A 21,282-nucleotide genomic window follows, 5' to 3' on the forward strand; every position below is an offset into this window, starting at 1 on the left:
CACAGAAAAACAGACGAAAAAACAGGCGGTCAAGCCACTACGCCAGTTTCATCGTGCGTTAACGAAAGATTACCTTCCCCGGCTGGAGACATATGAAACCCAGATGGGTTTATTTGGGGAGCGCAATAGTTACTCGAAGACGGATGTCGATGCCACGTTTATGCGCATGAAAGACGACCATATGATGAACGGACAACTTAAAGCCGGATACAATATCCAGGCCGGCACGCAAGACCAATTTATCCTCCATTACTCTATCCATCAGAGTCCAACGGATGCACGGCTGCTTGCGTCTCATTGGGAGAGTCTGAAAGAAACCGGTCGCAAGTTGCCAAAATGCCTGGTTGCGGACGCCGGGTATGGAAGTGAACCGAACTACACATATCTTAGCGAACAGGAAGACCTTCACACGCTGATCCCGTACAACACCTACGAACAGGAACAGAAACGGCCGTTTTCGAAAAAAGCATATCACCCACACAACTGGACGTACGATGAGAAAGACGACCTGTATTGGTGCCCAAATCAGCGAAAGGTCACCTTCCGTCACTACCGCCGCCGTACAGATAAATACGGATACAGGCGGGACTTTAAAATCTATGAATGTGAATCCTGCGAAGAATGCCCATTCAAAGCGGACTGCACCACCGCCAAAGGAAACCGGAAGGTCTATTATAATCCGGTCTACGAGGAACTCAAAGCGAAAGAAGCGATCAAACTGAAAAGTGAGTTCGGACGAACACTCTACGCGCGCCGAAAAACGGACATGGAGAGTGTATTTGGTCATGTCAAACAAAATCTTGGCTTCCAGCGATTCCACCTGAGAGGGTTGGGAAAAGTTCAGGTGGAGTTCGGTTGGGTGGCTCTCGCTCACAATATACGTAAGATGGCGGTGGCAAAACGCCGCAAAAAGAAGCCAGCTGCATAAGCTGTATTTTAACATTAAGGGCTTTTGATACAGCCCCTTTTCTTAACAGGCAGGAACGTATAAAAGTCAGTACGTCGTGTACCAGCCAACGCAGAAGTCAGCACGTCCAGTGCAAGCCAGGACCGCTTGCGCTTTTATTATTTATTAGCAATTATCTTGTCTTCTCTGCATAGGATAGAATAACCACTAAAATGATGGGTAACGAGCAGGGAAAGGGGGCCCATGATGACAGGAGAAAGAAAGTCGAATTTTATATTGTCTCAAGAAGACTGGTCCCTGCATCGAAAAGGCCATCAAGATCAACGCCGTCACCAAGAAAAAGTGCAGGAAGCCATAAAACAGAATCTGCCTGACCTTATTAGTGAAGAAAATATCATTATGTCAAATGGTAAAGATGTCGTGCGTATCCCAATACGTTCAGTAGATGAATATAAAATTCGATATAACTCGGATAACAATAAGTACACCGGTCAAGGGGACGGTGATAGTCAAGAAGGAGATGTGATTGCCAGAGAACCGGGAGGAAAACAAAAAAAAGGCGCAGCGGGAAGAAAGCCGGGAGACCAAGCAGGGGAGGATTATTACGAGGCAGAAGTATCTGTATTAGAACTGGAAAAAATATTATTTAATGAGATGACATTGCCTAACTTACAGAAAAAAGAACGGGATGAGCTTGTTATAGAGGATATTGAATTTAATGACATTCGTAAAAAGGGATTAATGGGGAACATCGATAAAAAACGTACCATATTATCTGCGTTTAAGCGTAACGCCATGGAAGGAAAACCACGGATTAATCCGATATTTAATGAAGACTTACGGTTTAAAACATGGAATGAAAAAATGAAACCGGAATCAAAAGCAGTCGTACTGGCCATGATGGACACGTCTGGTTCCATGGGAAGATGGGAAAAGTTTATGGCTAGAAGTTTTTTCTTTTGGATGGTACGCTTCCTGCGAACAAAATACGAAACAGTAGATATAGAATTTATTGCTCACCATACGGAAGCGAAAGTAGTCAATGAAGATGACTTTTTCTCAAAAGGGGAGAGTGGAGGGACGATATGCTCCTCCGCTTATGAGAAGGCACTAGAGGTCATAGAAAAAAAGTATCCATCTAACTTATATAACATTTATCCATTTCACTTCTCTGATGGAGACAACTTATCGTCGGATAATAAAAAATGCCTTCGATTAATTAATCAATTAATGGACCTTTCTAGCATGGTTGGGTATGCAGAAGTGAATCAATATCAACGTCATTCAACTCTTTCTCAAGCTTATAGAAAAATAGATGACATACGCTTTAGACGGTATACCTTGAAACAAAAGAGCGATGTATTCCATGCCTTAAAATTCTTTTTTTCACAAGAAGAACCGCTCCTTTCGTGAAAGGAAAGACGATGATAAAAGAGCTGTATCAAGAGATCGTAAAAATGATCTCTTGACAGCTCTTTTTTCGTTTCTATTAAAGTTGTTGAGACGTTAGCTATTTCGATGTGATCAAAGTTGAATCGACTCAACGGTGAACGGAGGGCTGGTCAATTACTTTCACTTCCACGTCATAGGTGATAGGAGGTTGAATGATTGAAATATTTAGAAAAAAGGAGGATAATAAAGAAAGAAGAGTCGTAAATACATACATACATTGAGCTGCAGGGATGGAGAAAAAGTCCAGAATGATGTGTGAGGAGTGATGAACATGGAGAGGTTTTTTCAAAAAAAGGAAGAGACTTTTACTTTTTACAACAGAGAAGGAGAGCAGATAGATAGGGTAACAGAGGTTCGCTTTGACCCGCTGACTGGTGAAACTTCACGTCTTGTCTTTGATCCCGGCATTGTTTTTACAGCACCAGATTACTCGGAACTATCTAAAAAGACAAAAGGAAAAAACTGTCCGTTTTGTCCAGAGAATGTAGAGAAAATGACGCCCGTTTTTTCAAAGAACCAACATGGTAATATCCAGCAAGGGGAAGCAGTCGTTTTTCCTAACTTATTTCCATACAGTAAGTATAATGGGGTAGTAGTGTTCTCAGAGAGACACTACATAAGATTAGAAGAATTTTCGAAAGAAGAAATAGCCAACGCCTTTTTAGCAGCGCAAAGATATGCAAGGCAGGTTCAAGAGAACGAGAAACAACATCTTCATTTATCGATTAACTGGAACTATTTGCCGGAATCAGGTGGAAGCATTCTTCATCCCCACTTGCATGTAATCTTGTCAGAAACGGAAACAAATACGCAAAGGATAGAAGCAGAGAAATTGCAAAATTTTAAAGCTACATATGGAAAAGATTATTTCTCCGCATTATATGACATAGAGAAAAAAGAAAGGGAGCGTTGGATAGGAGAACAAGGGGGGATAGCATGGATACATGCTTATGCACCAAAAAGTCATAATGACTATATTGGTCTTTTTAGAGGAAGTCATTCCATTTTAGATATCACAGAGACAGAATGGGAAGACTTTGCAACAACCCTTCAAGTTATATTCAAGAACTTGGAAGATCAAGGGCTTGCCAGTTTTAACTTATCATTAAAAGAAGGAACGGGAATGGATAACACAGTCCATGCTCGGTTAATTCCGAGGGTAACGTTAGGGGAAGCTGGAACTAGTGATATCAACTTCTTTCATTCTCTTCACCATGAACCATTGTCCTATAAAAGTCCGGAAGACATTGCAACGGCTGCGAATCGTTACTTTAATAAGAAATAAGAGGTTTATGAATAGATGGGAAACTCCAATTTTTATAAGCCTTTGTCTGCAAATCTATCTTACTTCTAAAGACAAACAAGACACAGTTCAAGCTTCGTTTGCTTACACTGTGTCTTTTTATTTAAAAGCATAAGTTAGTATAACAATCTAGCTTCAGCGCCTACTCGTTCGAGGAAACTTCAGGGCTTTGCCGACGTCTGTTAAAGTCCTTCCAGTGCTTGTCGCTCGTGAGCAAGGCGCTTATGCTTTTCTTATATTCGATAATACCACTTTGGTCGGGATGACAGGATTTGAACCTGCGACTCCAGACACCCCATGCCTGTGCTCTACCAAGCTGAGCTACATCCCGCATATATTTTTATTCTATAACAATGCTCTTGCAGTGGCAAGGTATGGAGAGTCCTAACAGTCAGTGTTTTAATATGAATCTTCGTGGTAACATATTAATATAATAGACAGGCAGGTGGGATATTTGCGCGAAAAATTTATACTGGCGATAGATCAAGGTACAACTACTTCACGAGCAATTTTATTTGATGAAAGTGGTTCTCCTGTTGCAATGGAACAGAAAGAGTTTAAGCAATATTATCCAAAACCTGGATGGGTAGAGCATAATGCCAATGAGATTTGGGCTAGTGTACTTAGTGTCATTGCGGGTGTACTGGAAAAAAACGAAACACAACCTCAAGACATTGTCGCTATCGGAATAACAAATCAGAGAGAAACGACCGTGATTTGGGATAAACACACCGGAAAACCAATTCATCATGCGATTGTCTGGCAGTCACGACAGACGGATCAAATTTGTGATGAATTAAAAGAAAAAGGCTGGGAAACAACGATACATAAGAAGACCGGATTGCTTATTGACCCTTATTTCTCAGGGACAAAAGTGAAATGGATACTGGACCGGGTGGACGGTGCCCGGGAAAGAGCAGCGAAAGGCGACTTATTGTTCGGTACGATGGAAACTTGGATCATTTGGAAGTTATCAGGCGGACGTGCCCATGTTACGGATTTTTCCAATGCTTCCCGTACGTTGATGTATAACATTCATACACTGGAGTGGGATGAGGAACTGTTGGACATGCTGGACGTCCCTAGGAAGATGCTTCCGGAAGTGCGTTCCTCATCCGAGGTTTATACGAAAACAGCAGATTATCATTTTTTTGGATATGAAATTCCAATAGCTGGTGCGTCTGGAGATCAGCAAGCTGCACTATTTGGCCAAAATTGTTTCGAAAAAGGCATGGTAAAAAATACGTATGGAACAGGTTGTTTTATATTAATGAATACCGGTGAGAAAGCAGTCCAATCCAACCACGGCCTTTTAACTACGATAGCTTGGGGAATAGGCGGTAAAGTGGAATATGCCTTAGAAGGAAGTGTATTTGTAGCTGGTTCTGCAGTCCAGTGGCTCAGAGATGGTCTTCGCTTGCTTGAAAAATCAAGTGATTCCGAACTCTATGCCTTAAAAGCAGGAGACAATAGTGGAGTCTACGTGGTTCCTGCCTTCGTTGGACTCGGGACGCCGTATTGGGATAGTAACACGAGAGGTGCTGTGTTCGGACTTACACGAGGGTCTGAAAAAAAACATTTAATCCGTGCTACTTTAGAGTCTTTGGCATACCAAACTAAAGATGTGATCGATGTGATGGCAGAGGATGCTGGAATGCCTATTAAATCGCTTCGGGTTGATGGCGGCGCCGTGGAAAATAATTTTCTGATGCAATTTCAAAGTGACATTATTCGTGTACCCGTGGAACGTCCTGTTGTCCAAGAGACAACAGCGCTTGGAGCGGCTTATCTAGCTGGATTAGCCGTCCAATATTGGAAAGACACGTCTCAAATAACGAAAAAATGGGAACTAGATCAGACATTCACGTCGCAAATGAATATCGAGAAGCGCAATTTATATTACAATAATTGGAAAAAGGCAGTAATTGCAGCTAGGACTTTTAAGCCCAATCATGATTAGCTGGGAGACAGAGGTAAAGGAGAGAAAGCAATGGAGTGGAAACAACATTGGGAACGATGGAAGGAACACGTATGGTGGGATCAGGAACTGAAAGACCAGTTAGATGTCATCACAAAAGACGAAGCACAATTAGAAGATAGCTTTTATAAATATTTAGAGTTTGGAACAGGTGGCATGCGCGGGGTCATGGGGCCTGGCACGAATAGAATGAACCGGTTTACCGTGAGAAGAGCTGCAGAGGGGTTAGCTCGCTTAATAGAAGAGAGGGGCGAGGATGCAAAAAGAAGAGGTACCGTAATAGCTTTTGATTCTCGACACCGTTCTTATGATTTTGCGCTGGAAGCTGCGTTAACCTTGGGAGCACATAATATACAAGTCTATATGTTTCAAGAACTGCGTCCTACCCCTGTTTTGTCTTTTGCAGTCCGTCAGTTGAATGCTTACGCGGGTATTATGATTACGGCCAGCCACAACCCGCCAGAATATAATGGCTTTAAAGTTTACGGGGAAGATGGCGGGCAATTTCCGCCTAGCCCGTCTCGTGAATTGATGGAAAAAGTGGAAGGGGTGAAAAACGAGTTAACCATCCCGATCGCAGATGAAAATGACATGAAAGCCAACCGCAAACTGATTATAGTAGGCGAAGATATAGATAAAGCTTACAATGACGAGCTACAAACCATTTGTTTGCACCCTCAGTTGATTCAAGAAAAAGGCAGTGAGATTTCCATTGTATTTACGCCACTTCATGGAACGGCAAATATTCCAGTAACAAGAGCTTTGCAGACAAGCGGTTTTACAAAAGTGACGGTCGTGAAAGAACAAGCTCTTCCAGATCCAGAATTTAGTACAGTTAAAAGCCCTAATCCCGAGGAAAAAGAGGCTTTTCAAATGGCAATGAATGTTGGTGAAAGTAAAGACGCAGACCTTTTAATAGCAACTGATCCTGACGCGGATCGTCTCGGCCTCGCAGTAAAAGATATGGATAACCGTTACCAAGTGTTAACAGGAAATCAAACAGGAGCTCTGTTGCTGAATTACTTGTTGGCTGAACGAAAACATAAAGGCATCCTTCCGAAGAATGGAGTTGTATTAAAAACGATCGTAACGTCAGAATTAGGTAGAAAAATAGCGGAAGATTACGGTCTTCACGTGGTTGATACCTTAACGGGCTTTAAGTTTATTGCGGAAAAGATAAAAGAGTATAACAAGAATGGATCGTATACGTTTCAATTCGGTTATGAAGAGTCATATGGGTGTTTAATCAGTGATTTTGTCAGAGATAAAGATGCGGTACAAGCTGCATTAACAGCATCTGAAATGGCTCTTTGGTACAAACAGCAAGGCAAGCATTTATATGAAGTATTGGAGGAAATCTATCAGAAGTATGGCTATTATCAAGAAGATTTATCCTCGGTTACATTAACAGGGAAAGATGGGATTCAAAAGATGCAAGATATTATACAAGAATTCAGATCTCATCCCCCTAAAGCCATAAGCGGTAAAAAAATTAAAGTAATGGAAGATTACCATACATCCGAACGAACTTTCTTGGTAAATGGAAATGTAGAAAAAATAGAACTCCCTGTATCAGATGTATTAAAATTCATCCGAGAGGACGAATCTTGGTTTTGTATAAGGCCCTCTGGAACCGAACCGAAGATTAAATTTTACTTTGGGGTTCAAGACGCTAACAGAAAGCTAGCAGAAGAAGCCATTCTCCAATTAAAAATGGACGTCATGACAAAAGTTCAACGATATCTTAACTAATATGCTGAGGAGAGTCTGAATAATAATCATATCTGGCAAAGGAAACGGGAATGTATCAAAAGCTCTTAATGTTAAATACCATGGGACGCCATCCATCTAGATGGTGACCATGGTATTTTTTTGCAAAAGACAAAAAGGGGCACGTTGTCTTTCTAGTTAGACGCGATGTGAAAAGCCGTTGAAAAGAGCGAAAAATGTGTTTTGTCACCTCAGCACCTTTATGGATACTACCCCTTTCATCGATAACTTCTTATCATTGTTTGCGCTCGTTTTCATATAGTAGGGATAAGAAGTTAACGAGGAGGGAAATGGTGTGAAGATAGAGGAAGAAAAAAAACTGAGACGGGCTATTGATGAAATCACTGAAATAGCAGAGGGATTCGGGCTCGACTTTTATCCTATGCGTTATGAAATCTGCCCTGCTGATATTATCTATACATTCGGTGCGTATGGCATGCCAACCCGATATTCTCACTGGAGCTTTGGTAAACAATTTCATAAGATGAAACTACACTATGATCTTGGATTAAGTAAGATATATGAATTGGTAATAAACTCCAATCCCTGTTATGCCTTCTTATTAGATACGAACTCTCTTATCCAAAATAAATTAATAGTGGCCCACGTCTTAGCTCACAGCGACTTCTTCAAAAATAATATTCGCTTTTCTAACACAAGAGAAGATATGGTGGAGAGTATGTCAGCTGCCGCTGAAAGAATTTCAAACTATGAGATGGTATATGGTAAAAAAGAGGTAGAGAAATTTTTAGATGCCGTGTTAGCGGTTCAGGAGCACATTGATCCAAGTTTAGTTCGTCCCAAGCTAGATTGGTCGTTAGAGTCAGAAGAGGAAATAGAAGAGAGTCACCATTCACCCAGTAGTCCCTATGATGATTTATGGGAGCTAGATAAGAAGGGGCCAGAACAAGAGATAAGAAAAAAGAAATCGTTTCCCCCACACCCTGAAAAAGATATCCTACTTTTTATTGAGGAATATAGCAGAGATCTAGAAAATTGGCAACGAGATATATTAACCATGCTTCGAGAGGAAATGCTCTATTTCTGGCCTCAACTTGAAACAAAAATTATGAATGAAGGATGGGCTTCCTATTGGCATGCCCGAATATTACGTGAAATGGATTTAACGACAGAGGAGAGTATAGAATTTGCGAAGTTAAATGCTGGTGTCATTCAACCTTCTCGTACAAGCGTTAATCCCTACCACCTCGGTTTAAAAATATTTGAAAGCATTGAAAAAGAGTATGATCATCCAAATGAGAGACTTCAAGAATTAGGCGTTAAGCCCGGAAGCGGTCGAGAAAAACTATTTGAAGTGAGAGAGTTGGAGTCCGATACTTCTTTTATCCGTAATTACGTAACAAAAGAACTAGTACAAGAAGAGGACATGTATCTGTTTCAGAAGCAAGGGCGTGACTATACGATCGTTGATAAGCATTGGCAAAATGTCAGAGACCAATTGATACGTTCTAGAGTGAATGGAGGTTTTCCATATCTTACAGTGACAGATGGGGACTTTGCAAAAGCGGGTGAATTATATATCACCCATCATTTCGAAGAGGAAGAGCTAGACATTAATTATTTAGAAAAGACTCTCCCTTATTTGTATCAACTGTGGGGGAGGACCGTGCATATAGAGACTGTGATCGAAAATCGAAACGTACAATTCAGCTACAATGGAAGAAAAATACATCGAAAAACGATTTAATTTCATTCAGAGTTTATTGAGAAAATTTTAAATAAAGACACTTTTGTGTTATAATTTTCCCATACTTAATACGGGTTCTGCCCGTATTAAGGCCCAAAAATAAAAAGGGAAATAAAAAGGGGGAAAAGGAATGAGGAAAGTATGGTTGTTTGCAGTGCTCGTTCTTCTATTGTTCATGCTGGCTGCCTGCGGGGGAGGAGAAGAAGGAACAGAAGAATCCTCTTCTGACACGGGAACTGACACAGAAGAGACCGCGGGAACGGAGGAGTCAGAAGAAGAAACTAATGAAAATACTAATTCTGAAGAAAGCGCTACGGAAGATGGGGAACGTCCTACATACTCTGTAGCAACAGACAACAATTATGTACCTTTTGAATTTATTGATCAGGAAACGGATGAATTAGTTGGCTTTGATATTGATTTAATTAATGCTATAGCGGAAGAGGCAGGTTTCGATATTGAAATTGAACAGATGGAATTTTCAGGAATTGTTTCAGCCATCCCATCTGGCCGTTTTGATATCGGAATTGCAGGAATGACAATAACAGAGGAACGAAAAGAAAACATTGATTTTTCCCAGCCTTACTACGATGCTGGCCTTATCCTTGCTGTTTTAGAGGGAAGTGAGGAAGAAATCTCCTCCATAGATGACGTTGACGGTAAGACAGTAGCTACTCGCGTAGGTTCAACGAGCGAAGCATATCTTGAGGAAAACACTGACGCCAATATTGAGGCGTTTCCAGAGATTACGGAAGCTTATCAAAGTGTGCTGACTGGTCGTGCAGATGCTGTGCTATATGATAAACCTAACGTTGAGTATTATGCTGAAACTGAAGGCGGTGGAGAGCTCGTAACAGTAGGTGATCTTCTACAAGGGGAGCAATATGGTATTGCATTTCCAAAAGGATCTGAACTCCGTGATGAAGTAGATGAAGCGATGGACAACTTAAAAGAAAGTGGAGAATTTGACGAAATATATAACAAATGGTTTGGTGGAAGCGAATAATTTCTTTAAGCATTTGCAAGGGAAGGTTAAAATAACCTCTCCCTTGCTCACTATTTTTGCTTGTTAAAAAAGTAAAAGTTATCAAAATATCGTTTCAGTTGATTTGGTGTTATCGATAACCTGATTTTCAAACCATCGACTCGAGGGGGTGTCTACCCTCAACGGGGTACCATCCGCGACGGCCCTTCTATGCTCGCTCCCGATAGACGGGCTCCTTGCATTATTCATAGTATGGTTACAGATGATTAGGAGGTGAAGGGAAATGTATGTATTTACCACGACGAACAACTACATACAAATTTTGCCGGACTTATGGATAGGATTTCTATATACCTTGTTAATTACGATTGTAGGCGTTCTTATTGGATTTGTGTTAGGCGCCCTATTTGGATTGATGCGCATTTCAAAAAACAAAGTAATTTATGGTATTGCTACGGTATATATAGAAATTGTCAGAGGAACCCCTTTGCTCGTTCAGATATTTTTTATCTATTATGGACTTTCTGATTTGACTGGAATTAATTTAGACAAATTAACAGCATCTATCCTGGCCATCGCTGCAAATGCAGGAGCTTACATAGCAGAAATTGTACGCGGTGCCATTCAATCCGTAGAAAAAGGACAAATGGAAGCTGGCCGCTCATTAGGATTATCCTCGCGCCAGACGATGCGTTACATAATATGGCCCCAAGCACTCCGTCGTATGATCCCTCCTTTAGGGAACCAATTTATTATTAGTTTAAAAGATACTTCTCTTTTCTCAGCTATAGCCGTCACAGATATCATGTATCAAGGGCGACAATATGCTAGCTCTACGTTTGCCTACTTTGAGTCTTATTTAATGGTTGGTGTCTTCTATCTCATTATTACTATTCCTTCTATGCTCATTTTAAGACAGTATGAACGGAGGTTTGAGCGAGAATGATCGAAGTAAGAGATTTGCATAAGTCTTTTGGAGAGACAGAAGTATTAAAGGGGCTTTCAACTACAATTGAAGAAAAAGAAGTAGTTTGTGTGATAGGGCCTTCAGGGTCAGGAAAAAGTACGTTCCTTCGATGCTTAAACATGCTTGAAGACATTACGAGCGGACAAGTGATCATCGACGGATATGACTTAACCGATTCCAAAACGGATATTAACTTAGTACGGTCTGAAGTTGGCATGGTGTTTCAACATTTCAATTTATTCCCACATATGACGGTGCTTGAAAACATAATCCTTGCCCCGCAGAAAGTAAGAGGACTAACAAAAGGGGAGGCAGAAAAAAACGCTCTTCCGTTACTTGGGAAAGTAGGGCTGAAAGATAAGGCACAAGCATATCCTGATAGCTTATCAGGAGGACAAAAGCAGCGGGTAGCTATCGCACGGGCATTAGCGATGAATCCAAAAGTGATGTTGTTTGATGAACCGACGTCAGCTTTAGACCCCGAACTAGTCGGTGAGGTTCTTGGGGTGATGAAAGACTTAGCGCAGGAAGGAATGACCATGGTAGTAGTAACTCATGAGATGGGATTTGCCAAAGAGGTTGGAGATCGTGTATTTTTTATCGACGAGGGTATTTTTGTCGAGGAAGGGCCGCCGGAACAAATTTTTGATAACCCTCAAAATGAACGTACACAAGGTTTTTTAAGCAAAGTGCTTTGAACTACTTACCGCTTAGCTAAAGCTTAAAAATGGAGGCTTTTTTGTCTACTCCTTAATGAAAAGAGGCCGGAAAGCTTAAAAAGCTGATCGGCCTTTTTGTTATCTTTCCACTTTTTGGTGACGGTATGCTGTATGATTAACGGGTCCAATAAATTGATTTAGACGGAAAGAGTCAGATATCGCCGCTTGGATAAACTGTTTGGCTGTTTCAATTGCTTCTCTAACAGGCTTACCGTGGGCAAGTTCAGCGGTAATAGCTGCTGAAAAAGTACAGCCTGCTCCGTGGGTGAACTCCGTGTTGACTTTGTCAGATTCGATGAGTTCAAATGTTTTTCCATCGTAAAGGACGTCTATAGACTTGTCGTCACCTGTTTCTCCTCCTCCTTTAACAATTACAAAAGAAGGACCTAAATCATAAATCTTCGCTGCAGCTTCTTTCATGTCGTCAATGGTTCGGACAGGACCAGTTCCTGCAAGCTGGGATGCTTCAAACAAATTCGGTGTCACGACGAGAGCTTTCGGGACGAGAGCGTCACGTAAATATTGGTCCAATTCAGGATTTAATGCCTCATCTGCACCCTTACATACCATGACAGGATCGACTACAAGCTTCTCGACATTGTATTCTTCTACCTTTTTTGCCACCAGTTCAACGGTTTCCATAGACCCGAGCATCCCTGTTTTAGCGGCATCGACACCTATCCCGGCAAGTACCGTTTCCAATTGTGCTTCTAACACGGAAGTGTCTTGAGGGTACACGGCATGAAACCAATCGCGATGGGGGTCTTGCGCTACAATAGTCGTTAAGGATGTCATGCCATAGACATCCAATTCCTCAAATGTTTTCAGGTCAGCTTGAATACCAGCACCTCCGCTAGTATCAGAACCTGCGATAGTCAGAACTTTTTTTAATGACATATTTTTCACCTCTTTCACGTATTGCCTCTTATGATGAGATAAAATAATCATACCATAAGCGAGTGGAAGCGAAAATTCTATATTTACTGGTCTATGTTCACTTTTACTCTATCCATTCTCCATTTCTCATTAACGGCTCTCTTCTCTCATCTTCCGTTACCCCGTCAATGTCCATCTTCTCACTTCCAATCATAAAATCAACGTGGGTGAGACTGGAATTAATACCATGCTTTTCTTTCGCGGCTTCATCCATTTCTGTCCCGCCTTTTACACAAAAAGCGTAAGCACTGCCAATGGCGAGATGACTTGACGCATTCTCGTCATATAAGGTGTTATAAAAAAGGATATCGGACTGAGAAATTGGGGAGCTGTGCGGCACAAGAGCGACTTCACCTAAATAGTGGGCCCCCTCATCCATAGCAATCAAGTTGTGTAAAGTGTTTTCCCCTGTTTCCGCTTCTGCATGCGTAATTTTTCCATCTTTAAAGTGCAAGGTGAACTGATCGATGATATTTCCTCCATAATTTAGGGGCTTGGTATTTGTTACATATCCATTTACCCCATACTTATGTGGAACCGTAAAGACTTCCTCCGTAGGCATGTTTGCGATAAAATGAACTCCCTCTTTATTTGGACTGCCGCCGCCTACCCATATATGGTCTTCCGGGAGCTTGATTGTTAAGTCTGTACCAGGGCCTTGATAATGAAGGTAATCATATTTTTTTTCTGTTAAAAAAGCCGCTTTGTTTTGAAGGTTTTTGTCATGATGATCCCATGCAGAAAGCGGATCGCTCACATCCGCACGGACCGCTTTGAATATAGCTTCCCAAAGCAATTGTTCGGCATTGTTTTCATCTGGAAATACTTTATTAGCCCATCCTGGAGACGGGGCAGCGATGACAAGCCAGCTTACTTTGTCTGATTGGATATAAGAACGGAAGGTACCAAGGGCATGACCAGCAGCTTTGTTTGCTTCAGCAATGCGATTCGGTTCCACCCCTTTTAATAAGTCAGGGTCTGTAGACTTCACTGTAAGGAAAGCAGCTCCTTCTTTTGCGAGCTCTTCTCTCGTGGAAGCTGCCCACTTTGGGAATTCTTTAAAGGCGTCTTCAGGGGCTTTGTCATACTTTAAGCGAGTGAGCTCTTCGTCTACCCAATCTACATATACATGTTTTGCCCCCATATCGTATGCTTTTTCCGCAAGAAGCCGAATAAAATCGGCTGACGTGATTGGGGCTGAAATAAATAACGTTTGATTCGGTTGAATGTTCACACCTTTTTTTACAGCAAGTTCTGCGTAATTTTCTAGCTTTTCCTGAAAATTCATATGTCCTCATTACTCCTTTATCTGTTTATAATCAGCAAAAAGTAGGAATTCGATACATGTCTAGAAGTTAGTGTAACATATACTTAAACAAGGAATCTTTCTGTAGAACGACTTGTCTGATAAGGAGGCACGGAATGAAATCATTAACTGTATTTTGCGGGTCAAGTGAAGGGAATGAATTAGGGCACGTGAGAGCGGCAAAGAAATTTGGACAAATAGCCGCAAGCTATGGGGTTGAGATTGTATATGGCGGCTCAAGTACTGGTTTAATGGGAGCGATAGCAGACGGAGCCTTGAATGCGGGAGGCAAAGTGACGGGAATTATACCTGAAGACTTAATGCCAAGAGAGATTGCTCATCAGAATCTCACTCAATTAATTTCCGTAAAATCCATGCATGAACGAAAAATGTGTATGTATGAACGAGGACATGCCTTTGTTGCGTTGCCAGGAGGGATAGGAACGCTAGAAGAATTTATGGAAGTCCTGACATGGGGCGCCGTAGGACATCATCACAAACCTTGCGCTCTTTACAATGTAGATCATTATTATGATCCTTTAAAAGATTTACTTGAACATATGGTAGAACAAGGGTTTTTGGCAAGAACCGTTAAAGAAAATATCATTATAGAGGACGATCCAGATTTGTTACTGTCGAAACTCATTGGTATAAAAGAAGAAAACTGAGAGAGCCCGCTCAGGAGCATACCGTCTTTACCGACTGGCCTCCTGAGGCACTGCTTCTCCAATTGGTTTTCTTTTATAAAAACCGTGAATGTTTGCTACAAAACTGGTCGGTGGTGACTGGATTTTTGTATTGTATTTTGTCACCGTATTATCATATATCCGTAAAGCTTTTTTTATCTTCGTTTCTGTCTCTTGAAACTGATTTTTCAGTGAATGAAATTCCTGTTCTTCCTGTAACTCTGTATTATCCTGCGCATAATCAAACACTTGTTTCAAGGCTCCGTTCATTTCCTCGTTAGCGATCATTAAGTCTGTCCTGTTCGCATGATTTGATGTTAATCGGCTCCTCACTTCAACTAATTTCTCTAACGCATACTGTTCTTGCCTTGCATATGGTTGGATAGTGTCTATAAATGGCGGCACTAAATCCACTTTCCGCTTCAGTTGGACATCAATATCCGTCCAGGCTTCCTCAACCCAGCTCAAGTATTTAATGAGAGCGTTATAACCTACAATCCAGCTAATTAACAGGACAATAATAAAAATACCGAGTATGGCACTGAACAAAGTCAAGAGAAAAAAACCTCCTTTACGGTAACCGTTGAGCAGCTTCCTGCTTAGTGGAATAGAGTAAAGCGCTATAAAAAGTATAGCATGTTTCTTTTTGTTATGTGGATGTAAACAAAGATTATGATGAACTGAATGTATATGTTAGCCTATACCCCTTTTTACTCTGCATTAACAGATCAATGTTTCTTCTTTTCTGATCGATTACCTAAATTTACTAGAAAGTTGGAGGCATAGTGTTCTAATTTCGATACAAACTATGGGTACAAAGGGAGGTGAGACACATGGCAAACAGAAACAACTCCAACCAGCTTTTAGTGCCAGGGGTTGAGCAAGCTCTTGACCAAATGAAATTTGAAATTGCAAATGAATTTGGGGTTAACCTTGGTGCTGAAACTGCTTCTCGTGCTAACGGATCTGTTGGTGGAGAAATCACAAAACGTTTGGTTTCTATGGCGCAGCAGCAAATGAATGGCCAAAACCCTCAGCAATAATTAAATAACCATGGATAGTGAGGCTGCCACAAGCAGTGGTTTTACCACCACTGCGGCAGCCTCCTTTATTTTTAAGCATTGAAAAAAGTATGTTCATGAAATGGCTGTTTAATATCTGCTTTTAATCTGGGGTACATAGAAGATTTTTTTAATAAACAGGGATAAAAAAAGCGCCTGGTTGTTCTTACTTTAACCAGGCTTTCTACACATTTAATTGTGATTCGGAGGTTCTTCCTTATCTAACTCTCTCGCTTCGTCAATTTGTTGTTCCTCATACTTTAGATTCACTGTTCCTCCGGCTAACCCTTCACTTATCATTCGGTCTACATCCATGGCATAGTTGGTGTCCTTTACTTGACCTCTTTGTTTTTTATTCATATCCACCCTCCTTTCCTATTAATTTGTCCTATATTTTCATTTGAATAAGTGCCAATATTTTGTTGGTCACAAGGTGTTGTAAATAAGAATGACAGAACAGCGGATAACCTGTATAACTGCAGAAAAACGGGTAGGATAGCTTGCCCATTGAGACAAGGGCTGATAAAGTAAGATTGTCTGTTTAGTGTATGATATAAGAACTAAAGGAGAAAAAGAGATGGAAGGATTATATCTTGTCCTATTAATGATTGTTGTTGGAGCACTGATTGGCGGTGTGACAAATTCATTAGCCATAAAAATGTTATTCCGACCTTATAAGCCGATATATATTAAGTCTTATCGTCTTCCCTTTACCCCCGGTTTAATTCCGAAACGCCGCAAGGACTTAGCGGTGCAATTGGGGAAAATGGTGAGTACTCACTTGTTGACACCTGAGAGCATAAAGAATAAATTAATGGATCAACGATTTTACGACAAGATTACACATTGGATGACCGAGGAGTTAAAAAAGTTTATGCATAGCTCCGTAACACTATCTGAAGTGTTACATCGTTTATTTCATATATCTGTAAGCAAACGAGAATTAAATCAACGAACAAGTGATTTTATCGCGAGTAAGTTAAAAGAGCTTATCACGGAAAATAAAGACAAAGAAATAAAGCAGATTTTACCTGCCGATATTTTGCGTAAAGGGGATGAATTAATTCCTGAAATAGCTCAAATGATTACAAAAAAAGGTGCCTCTTTTTTTAGAGGAGAAGGAGGACGTAAACAAATAGAAATTTTTATAGATAAATTTCTATCCGGAAAAGGGTCAGTTCTTAATTTCCTTGGCAGTATGTTTGGAAACGATCGAATTGTAGAGAAGTTACAGCCTGAAATTATACGTTTCTTTGAAGATCCGGCCTCCGAAACGTTTATTCGCAATCTCATTAGAAAAGAGTGGGAGAACTTACAAGAAAAGCCTCTATCCGATATGACATCGTGGCTGGATGTGGAGCGGACGTCTCAAAAAGCCGCTGATATGTTAGAACAGGAGATACCACTTTATCATTACACTGATAAACCTATGAAAGAGTGGGCACCGGTATTTGAAGAAAAATTGGAAAAAGAGTGGGTCCCTGCCATCATGCACGAAGTTCACACATTTTTAATGGACAGGCTTGGCTTTTTATTTGAACAGCTTAAGTTAGAACAAATTGTTCGAGAACAAGTAGATACATTTTCTGTTGAACGTTTAGAAGCCCTTGTACTGGGTATATCAAGGCGGGAATTCAAAATGATTACGTATCTAGGAGCCTTATTAGGGGGATTTGTTGGATTCGTTCAAGCCCTTTTTGTCCAGATTTTTTTATAAAAGTAAGTGCTTGGGGATGATTTTTAAAGATGATCCATGTTATGCTCGTGGAAGCTATTAAAAAGGAGGACCACTTATGTCCAATGTTTATGACAAGGCTCATGAACTGTCTTCTGCGTTAAAAGACAGTGACGAATTCCAAAAACTGAAAGATTTGCATGTTGAAGTAGAGAATGATGAGGTAGCTAAACGGATGCTTGATAATTTCCGCAACATTCAAATTGAACTTCAACAAATGCAAATGCAAGGACAACAACCATCGGAAGAGGAAATCACACAAGCTCAAAAGCAATTTGAAATGGTACAACAGCATGAAGTCATCTCCAAGTTGATGGCGGAAGAACAGCGCCTTAGCACTGTCATTAGTGATATTAATAAAATCGTTACAGAGCCTCTTGAAGAAATTTACGGAACTCCGGAAGACAATAAAAGTGAATAAGACCTAATGTATAGAACTGTCTTATGCGTATTATCTTCGCGTGGACAGTTCTTTTTATATATGGCCGTTTTCCTCATCTCTCCTCCCCATCCTTATTTAACGAACATCTTCAGACCATATGGATGTGTTCTATTGCATGCCAAGCCATCATAGGATGAAAGAAGAGAAAACATAGCAAGAGGAAGGGGATGCATCATGGCTTACAGACTACTTGCGATGAGCATAGACGGTGTTCTGTTAAAATCAAATGAGCGAATCAGTAAAGAAACGAAAGAAGCGATGGATCTAGCAAGAAGTAAAGGAGTGTATACCCTCCTAGTGACAAATCGCAGCTTTAGCTCAGCTAGAAAAATCGCAAGACAGTTGAAAATGGAACATGAAATGATCACACATGGAGGAGCATTATTAGCAGGAGCGGTGGATCGTCCCATTTTAGAGAATAAACTGCCGCCTGACGTTCTTTACGATATTACAGAGATAATGGAACTCCATCATTGTCGTATACAGCTGGAAGGGCAAGACTATGAACTGGAAAACAAACCTAGTCAGCCAAAAAATATGCTAGGGCGATTACAGTACAGTTTAACAGAGGGATTGTTCCAGTCTAAGTCATTTACTGATGCTATTTCAAAGTCAGTGTATGATCGACAGTTGAGTGCCTTGCGTATTTTTGGTGAATTTGATACTGAAGCAGATGCAGGAAAATGTCGAGATATTCTATTAGAAACGATCCCGGGAATAAGGATAGAGCAGAAAGACAACAGGTTGACAATTAAAAAGGAACAGGCATCCAAGGAATATGCCTTAAGCTTTCTTATGAATGAGCTTGATATCACGGATGATGAAATGATCTATATCGGTTCCGGCTCAACGGACGAAGCAGTTATTGAAATGGCAGGGTTAGGAGTTGCAATGGGACAGTCTCCGGAAAGCATCAGACGAAAGGCAGATTGGGTGACTCGCTCCAATGATCAAGATGGCATGGCTTACATGATAAAAGAAGTATTCCGTAAACAAATGAGAGTAGAAGTTTGATGTGAGGGCCAGAACTCCCCTTCAAAATCTTTGATTTCGTTGGGGACGTATGGCTTTTTTTAAATGATAACATGCATGGAGTGATGTCTAGCTTCAGGCGCCATCGGCTCGAGGTCGCTTCAACCCTTCTCTTGGCGGCAGCCTCCTCGGCGGGCGCCTTGCGCTTTTCTTGTACAGAAAAACAGAGAAGGTTACGGCATAAATAGACAAATAACAATTTCCGCACTATTCTTGTCGTATGAGGTAATTTGACCTCAAGAGGTGGATTTTGTACACTTAATCTGATTTAGGAAGAAAGAGGTAGGGAAGAACATGAGAATACATATAAAAGGAGCACTTGAAAAAGAACTTCAAAGCATGCAACATATTGTTGACTTATACAATATGAGTGCTACTCTCCATTTAGAACCGGAATCAGAGAGCACAGTTTCCATTACATTTTCAGAAGAGGAGAAGAGCAATTATCTGAATGTTACTGGTGTTTTTGATCATAAACACGGAGAAAAGGTTGTCAAATCATTTCAAAAACATGCTCCTGCCATGGCCACAGAAAAAGATAGAGTGGCTTTAGCGAAACAAGCTCGAGCCCATGTGTTAGTATTAATACTAAATGAATGGACAAATACAAAACAGCCATGGGGAACGTTGACAGGAATTCGTCCTGTGAAATTATGGCATAAGTTATATCAAGAAGGAATGTCATCCGACAACATTCATCGTTACCTCGTCAATGAATTTTTAGTTTCTGATGAGAAAGCGAATTTGGTTAGGAGTATTGCTAAACGGCAACAGCAAGTTCTTCCTGATCTGTATGCTTTGGCTGAAGGGGTTAGCATCTACATAGGGATTCCGTTTTGCCCCACAAAGTGTGCATACTGTACTTTTCCAGCGTATGCTATCCCAGGTAAAAATGGCCCGGTCGCTACCTTTCTGAAGGGGCTTCATTATGAAATGGAAGAAATAGGAGGCTATTTGAAAAGAAATAACATTCCAGTAACTACTATCTATTTTGGTGGAGGTACACCGACTAGTATCAGTGCAGAAGAGATGGACCAATTATATGCCAAAATGTATGAAGTGATCCCGATGGAACGTGTGAGAGAAGTAACAGTAGAAGCCGGACGACCTGACACGATTACCCCTGATAAGCTCCAAGTGTTAAGAAAATGGAATATAGATCGTATTAGTATCAACCCACAAACATTCGAGAACCAAACATTAGAGACAATCGGCCGACATCATTCGGTAGAAGAAACGATAAAAAAATATCATTTATCCAGAGAAATGGGAATGAAAAATATAAATATGGATTTAATTATTGGGCTGCCAAATGAAGGAGTTCCGGAAATGGAGCGTACCTTACAGGAAACGAAAAGCCTTATGCCTGAATCCCTCACAGTCCATACGCTGTCTTTCAAAAGAGCCTCCAAAATGACAAAAGAGAAAGAAAAATATCAAGTGGCGGATGGGAATGAAGTTAGTAAGATGATGGGGCTCACAGCGGACTGGATGGAGGAGAACGAATACTATCCCTATTATCTTTATCGCCAAAAAAATATACTCGGTAATTTAGAAAACATCGGGTATTCGATGGAAGGAAAAGAAAGTCTCTATAATATTATTATCATGGAAGAAGTACAAACGATCTTAGGTTTAGGATGTGGTGCTGCGAGCAAGTACGTAGATCCGCATACGAAGAAAATCACCAGGTATGCAAATCCAAAAGATCCTGTATCGTATAAGAACCGCTATAAAGAATGCACAGATAAAAAGTTGATGGCGTTAAATAACATATATACAAACAAAGCTGTTCCAAAATAAAGGGGAACAGCTTCTTTTATGAATGTATCACATTGCCATTCCTTGCTAACATATGCATGCGTAGCTATGCACGAGTATCTCTGGTATGGAATAGGATAGCTTGAAAAGGAGGCGGGAATGGTAATGTGGAATAAAATGCATATGCACCATTTGTGTAAACAACATGTAGGGAAATATGTGGCGGTTCAAACTGTAAATCAAGAACAGATCCATGGATTTGTTGAGGACGTAGATGATGACCATGTATATATGGTGGTACCAGATAATAATTATCCAACTGGACCATCAAACCCCATGCACCCCATGACTTCTCCACATGGAAACATGACGGATGATTCTACGAAGCCCTATCCTCACAATAGACAGTATTATGGTTATTATGGTGGGTATCCGGGATGGGGATATGGCCCTGCGCCTTACTCGGGTTTTAGGCGACTTGTGCTTCCTCTAACTGCGTTAGTAGCATTATCCACTCTTCCCTACTTTTAAAAA

Annotated in this window: 19 protein-coding genes, 1 tRNA gene and 1 pseudogene; 16 read left to right on the forward strand and 5 right to left on the reverse strand. The window is 40.7% G+C overall.

From position 1 onward, the window contains the following. The 3 genes and pseudogenes from BM095_RS00005 to BM095_RS00015 form a co-directional block, all read left to right on the forward strand. A pseudogene (locus BM095_RS00005) lies at positions 1–919 on the forward strand (transposase); the annotation flags it as partial. A 234-nt stretch (positions 920–1,153) separates the two neighbouring features. Next, positions 1,154–2,320 carry a sporulation protein YhbH gene (yhbH, locus tag BM095_RS00010; protein WP_091655898.1) on the forward strand — a complete coding sequence of 389 codons (1,167 nt, stop codon included), beginning with the start codon at positions 1,154–1,156 and terminating at the stop codon, positions 2,318–2,320. Between the two features lie 310 nt (positions 2,321–2,630). After that, positions 2,631–3,644 (forward strand): HIT domain-containing protein, encoded by a 1,014-nt coding sequence (locus BM095_RS00015; RefSeq protein ID WP_091655900.1) that lies wholly within the window; start codon positions 2,631–2,633, stop codon positions 3,642–3,644. A gap of 272 nt (positions 3,645–3,916) precedes the next feature. Here BM095_RS00015 and BM095_RS00020 read toward each other — a convergent pair. Beyond that, positions 3,917–3,993: transfer RNA gene (locus BM095_RS00020), tRNA-Pro, on the reverse strand. A 123-nt stretch (positions 3,994–4,116) separates the two neighbouring features. On the opposite strand from BM095_RS00020, the gene glpK reads away from it, so the two are divergent. The 6 genes from glpK to BM095_RS00050 all read left to right on the forward strand — a co-directional run bounded on the left by glpK (position 4,117) and on the right by BM095_RS00050 (position 11,768). Further along, positions 4,117–5,622 (forward strand): glycerol kinase GlpK, encoded by a 1,506-nt coding sequence (gene glpK / locus BM095_RS00025; RefSeq protein WP_091655902.1) that lies wholly within the window; start codon positions 4,117–4,119, stop codon positions 5,620–5,622. A gap of 30 nt (positions 5,623–5,652) precedes the next feature. Further along, positions 5,653–7,392, forward strand: coding sequence for a phospho-sugar mutase (locus BM095_RS00030; RefSeq protein ID WP_091655904.1), 1,740 nt, complete (start codon positions 5,653–5,655; stop codon positions 7,390–7,392). 313 nt (positions 7,393–7,705) lie between these two features. Next, a complete protein-coding gene (locus BM095_RS00035; RefSeq protein ID WP_091655906.1) occupies positions 7,706–9,118 on the forward strand; it encodes a SpoVR family protein in 1,413 nt (470 codons plus the stop codon). Between the two features lie 130 nt (positions 9,119–9,248). Next, complete coding sequence (locus BM095_RS00040; protein ID WP_091655908.1) at positions 9,249–10,124, forward strand: transporter substrate-binding domain-containing protein; 876 nt, start codon at positions 9,249–9,251, stop codon at positions 10,122–10,124. 262 nt (positions 10,125–10,386) lie between these two features. Further along, the gene (locus tag BM095_RS00045) at positions 10,387–11,049 is read left to right on the forward strand and encodes an amino acid ABC transporter permease (RefSeq protein ID WP_091655910.1); all 663 of its coding nucleotides are present in this window, start codon (positions 10,387–10,389) and stop codon (positions 11,047–11,049) included. Further along, on the forward strand, positions 11,046–11,768 hold the full coding sequence (locus tag BM095_RS00050; RefSeq protein ID WP_091655911.1) for an amino acid ABC transporter ATP-binding protein: 723 nt from the start codon (positions 11,046–11,048) through the stop codon (positions 11,766–11,768). Before BM095_RS00045 ends, BM095_RS00050 begins: the two co-directional genes overlap by 4 nt. A gap of 99 nt (positions 11,769–11,867) precedes the next feature. On the opposite strand, the gene pdxK is transcribed toward BM095_RS00050, so the two are convergent. Beyond that, positions 11,868–12,686, reverse strand: a complete 819-nt coding sequence (gene pdxK / locus BM095_RS00055) for a pyridoxine/pyridoxal/pyridoxamine kinase (protein WP_091657759.1) — start codon at positions 12,684–12,686, stop codon at positions 11,868–11,870. Positions 12,687–12,789: 103 nt separating this feature from the next. Then, positions 12,790–14,013: an aminopeptidase gene (locus tag BM095_RS00060; RefSeq protein WP_091655913.1), complete on the reverse strand. Its 1,224-nt coding sequence runs from the start codon at positions 14,011–14,013 to the stop codon at positions 12,790–12,792. A gap of 134 nt (positions 14,014–14,147) precedes the next feature. On the opposite strand from BM095_RS00060, the gene BM095_RS00065 reads away from it, so the two are divergent. Then, positions 14,148–14,699 (forward strand): LOG family protein, encoded by a 552-nt coding sequence (locus BM095_RS00065; protein ID WP_091655914.1) that lies wholly within the window; start codon positions 14,148–14,150, stop codon positions 14,697–14,699. 27 nt (positions 14,700–14,726) lie between these two features. On the opposite strand, the gene BM095_RS00070 is transcribed toward BM095_RS00065, so the two are convergent. Continuing rightward, a complete protein-coding gene (locus BM095_RS00070; protein ID WP_177194627.1) occupies positions 14,727–15,272 on the reverse strand; it encodes a LemA family protein in 546 nt (181 codons plus the stop codon). A 278-nt stretch (positions 15,273–15,550) separates the two neighbouring features. Between BM095_RS00070 and BM095_RS00075 the strand changes: the two genes are divergently transcribed. Continuing rightward, positions 15,551–15,760 carry an alpha/beta-type small acid-soluble spore protein gene (locus BM095_RS00075; RefSeq protein WP_091655918.1) on the forward strand — a complete coding sequence of 70 codons (210 nt, stop codon included), beginning with the start codon at positions 15,551–15,553 and terminating at the stop codon, positions 15,758–15,760. A gap of 210 nt (positions 15,761–15,970) precedes the next feature. Here the strand turns inward: BM095_RS00075 and BM095_RS16435 are convergent, their stop codons facing one another. Next, complete coding sequence (locus tag BM095_RS16435; RefSeq protein ID WP_177194628.1) at positions 15,971–16,138, reverse strand: hypothetical protein; 168 nt, start codon at positions 16,136–16,138, stop codon at positions 15,971–15,973. A gap of 217 nt (positions 16,139–16,355) precedes the next feature. Here BM095_RS16435 and BM095_RS00080 point away from each other — a divergent pair, with 217 nt between their 5' ends. The 5 genes from BM095_RS00080 to BM095_RS00100 all read left to right on the forward strand — a co-directional run bounded on the left by BM095_RS00080 (position 16,356) and on the right by BM095_RS00100 (position 21,279). Further along, positions 16,356–17,495: a DUF445 domain-containing protein gene (locus tag BM095_RS00080; protein ID WP_091655920.1), complete on the forward strand. Its 1,140-nt coding sequence runs from the start codon at positions 16,356–16,358 to the stop codon at positions 17,493–17,495. A 76-nt stretch (positions 17,496–17,571) separates the two neighbouring features. Next, complete coding sequence (locus BM095_RS00085; RefSeq protein WP_091655923.1) at positions 17,572–17,934, forward strand: YlbF family regulator; 363 nt, start codon at positions 17,572–17,574, stop codon at positions 17,932–17,934. Positions 17,935–18,129: 195 nt separating this feature from the next. Continuing rightward, positions 18,130–18,969 (forward strand): HAD hydrolase family protein, encoded by an 840-nt coding sequence (locus BM095_RS00090; RefSeq protein WP_091655926.1) that lies wholly within the window; start codon positions 18,130–18,132, stop codon positions 18,967–18,969. A gap of 312 nt (positions 18,970–19,281) precedes the next feature. Then, positions 19,282–20,790 (forward strand): coproporphyrinogen III oxidase, encoded by a 1,509-nt coding sequence (locus tag BM095_RS00095; RefSeq protein WP_091655929.1) that lies wholly within the window; start codon positions 19,282–19,284, stop codon positions 20,788–20,790. Between the two features lie 123 nt (positions 20,791–20,913). Next, positions 20,914–21,279 (forward strand): hypothetical protein, encoded by a 366-nt coding sequence (locus tag BM095_RS00100; protein WP_091657761.1) that lies wholly within the window; start codon positions 20,914–20,916, stop codon positions 21,277–21,279. Positions 21,280–21,282: the final 3 nt, after the last annotated feature.

It is taken from the genome of Alteribacillus iranensis (assembly GCF_900113025.1).
In the GTDB taxonomy this organism is placed as follows: domain Bacteria; phylum Bacillota; class Bacilli; order Bacillales; family Marinococcaceae; genus Alteribacillus_A; species Alteribacillus_A iranensis.

Coding starts and splice junctions, on each gene's coding strand:
- yhbH (WP_091655898.1), top strand. CDS start 1,154: ATGACAGGAGAAAGAAAGTCGAATTTTATATTGTCTCAAGAAGACTGG.
- BM095_RS00015 (WP_091655900.1), top strand. CDS start 2,631: ATGGAGAGGTTTTTTCAAAAAAAGGAAGAGACTTTTACTTTTTACAAC.
- BM095_RS00030 (WP_091655904.1), top strand. CDS start 5,653: ATGGAGTGGAAACAACATTGGGAACGATGGAAGGAACACGTATGGTGG.
- BM095_RS00040 (WP_091655908.1), top strand. CDS start 9,249: ATGAGGAAAGTATGGTTGTTTGCAGTGCTCGTTCTTCTATTGTTCATG.
- BM095_RS00045 (WP_091655910.1), top strand. CDS start 10,387: ATGTATGTATTTACCACGACGAACAACTACATACAAATTTTGCCGGAC.
- BM095_RS00050 (WP_091655911.1), top strand. CDS start 11,046: ATGATCGAAGTAAGAGATTTGCATAAGTCTTTTGGAGAGACAGAAGTA.
- pdxK (WP_091657759.1), bottom strand. CDS start 12,686: ATGTCATTAAAAAAAGTTCTGACTATCGCAGGTTCTGATACTAGCGGA.
- BM095_RS00060 (WP_091655913.1), bottom strand. CDS start 14,013: ATGAATTTTCAGGAAAAGCTAGAAAATTACGCAGAACTTGCTGTAAAA.
- BM095_RS00065 (WP_091655914.1), top strand. CDS start 14,148: ATGAAATCATTAACTGTATTTTGCGGGTCAAGTGAAGGGAATGAATTA.
- BM095_RS00075 (WP_091655918.1), top strand. CDS start 15,551: ATGGCAAACAGAAACAACTCCAACCAGCTTTTAGTGCCAGGGGTTGAG.
- BM095_RS16435 (WP_177194628.1), bottom strand. CDS start 16,138: ATGAATAAAAAACAAAGAGGTCAAGTAAAGGACACCAACTATGCCATG.
- BM095_RS00080 (WP_091655920.1), top strand. CDS start 16,356: ATGGAAGGATTATATCTTGTCCTATTAATGATTGTTGTTGGAGCACTG.
- BM095_RS00085 (WP_091655923.1), top strand. CDS start 17,572: ATGTCCAATGTTTATGACAAGGCTCATGAACTGTCTTCTGCGTTAAAA.
- BM095_RS00090 (WP_091655926.1), top strand. CDS start 18,130: ATGGCTTACAGACTACTTGCGATGAGCATAGACGGTGTTCTGTTAAAA.
- BM095_RS00095 (WP_091655929.1), top strand. CDS start 19,282: ATGAGAATACATATAAAAGGAGCACTTGAAAAAGAACTTCAAAGCATG.
- BM095_RS00100 (WP_091657761.1), top strand. CDS start 20,914: ATGTGGAATAAAATGCATATGCACCATTTGTGTAAACAACATGTAGGG.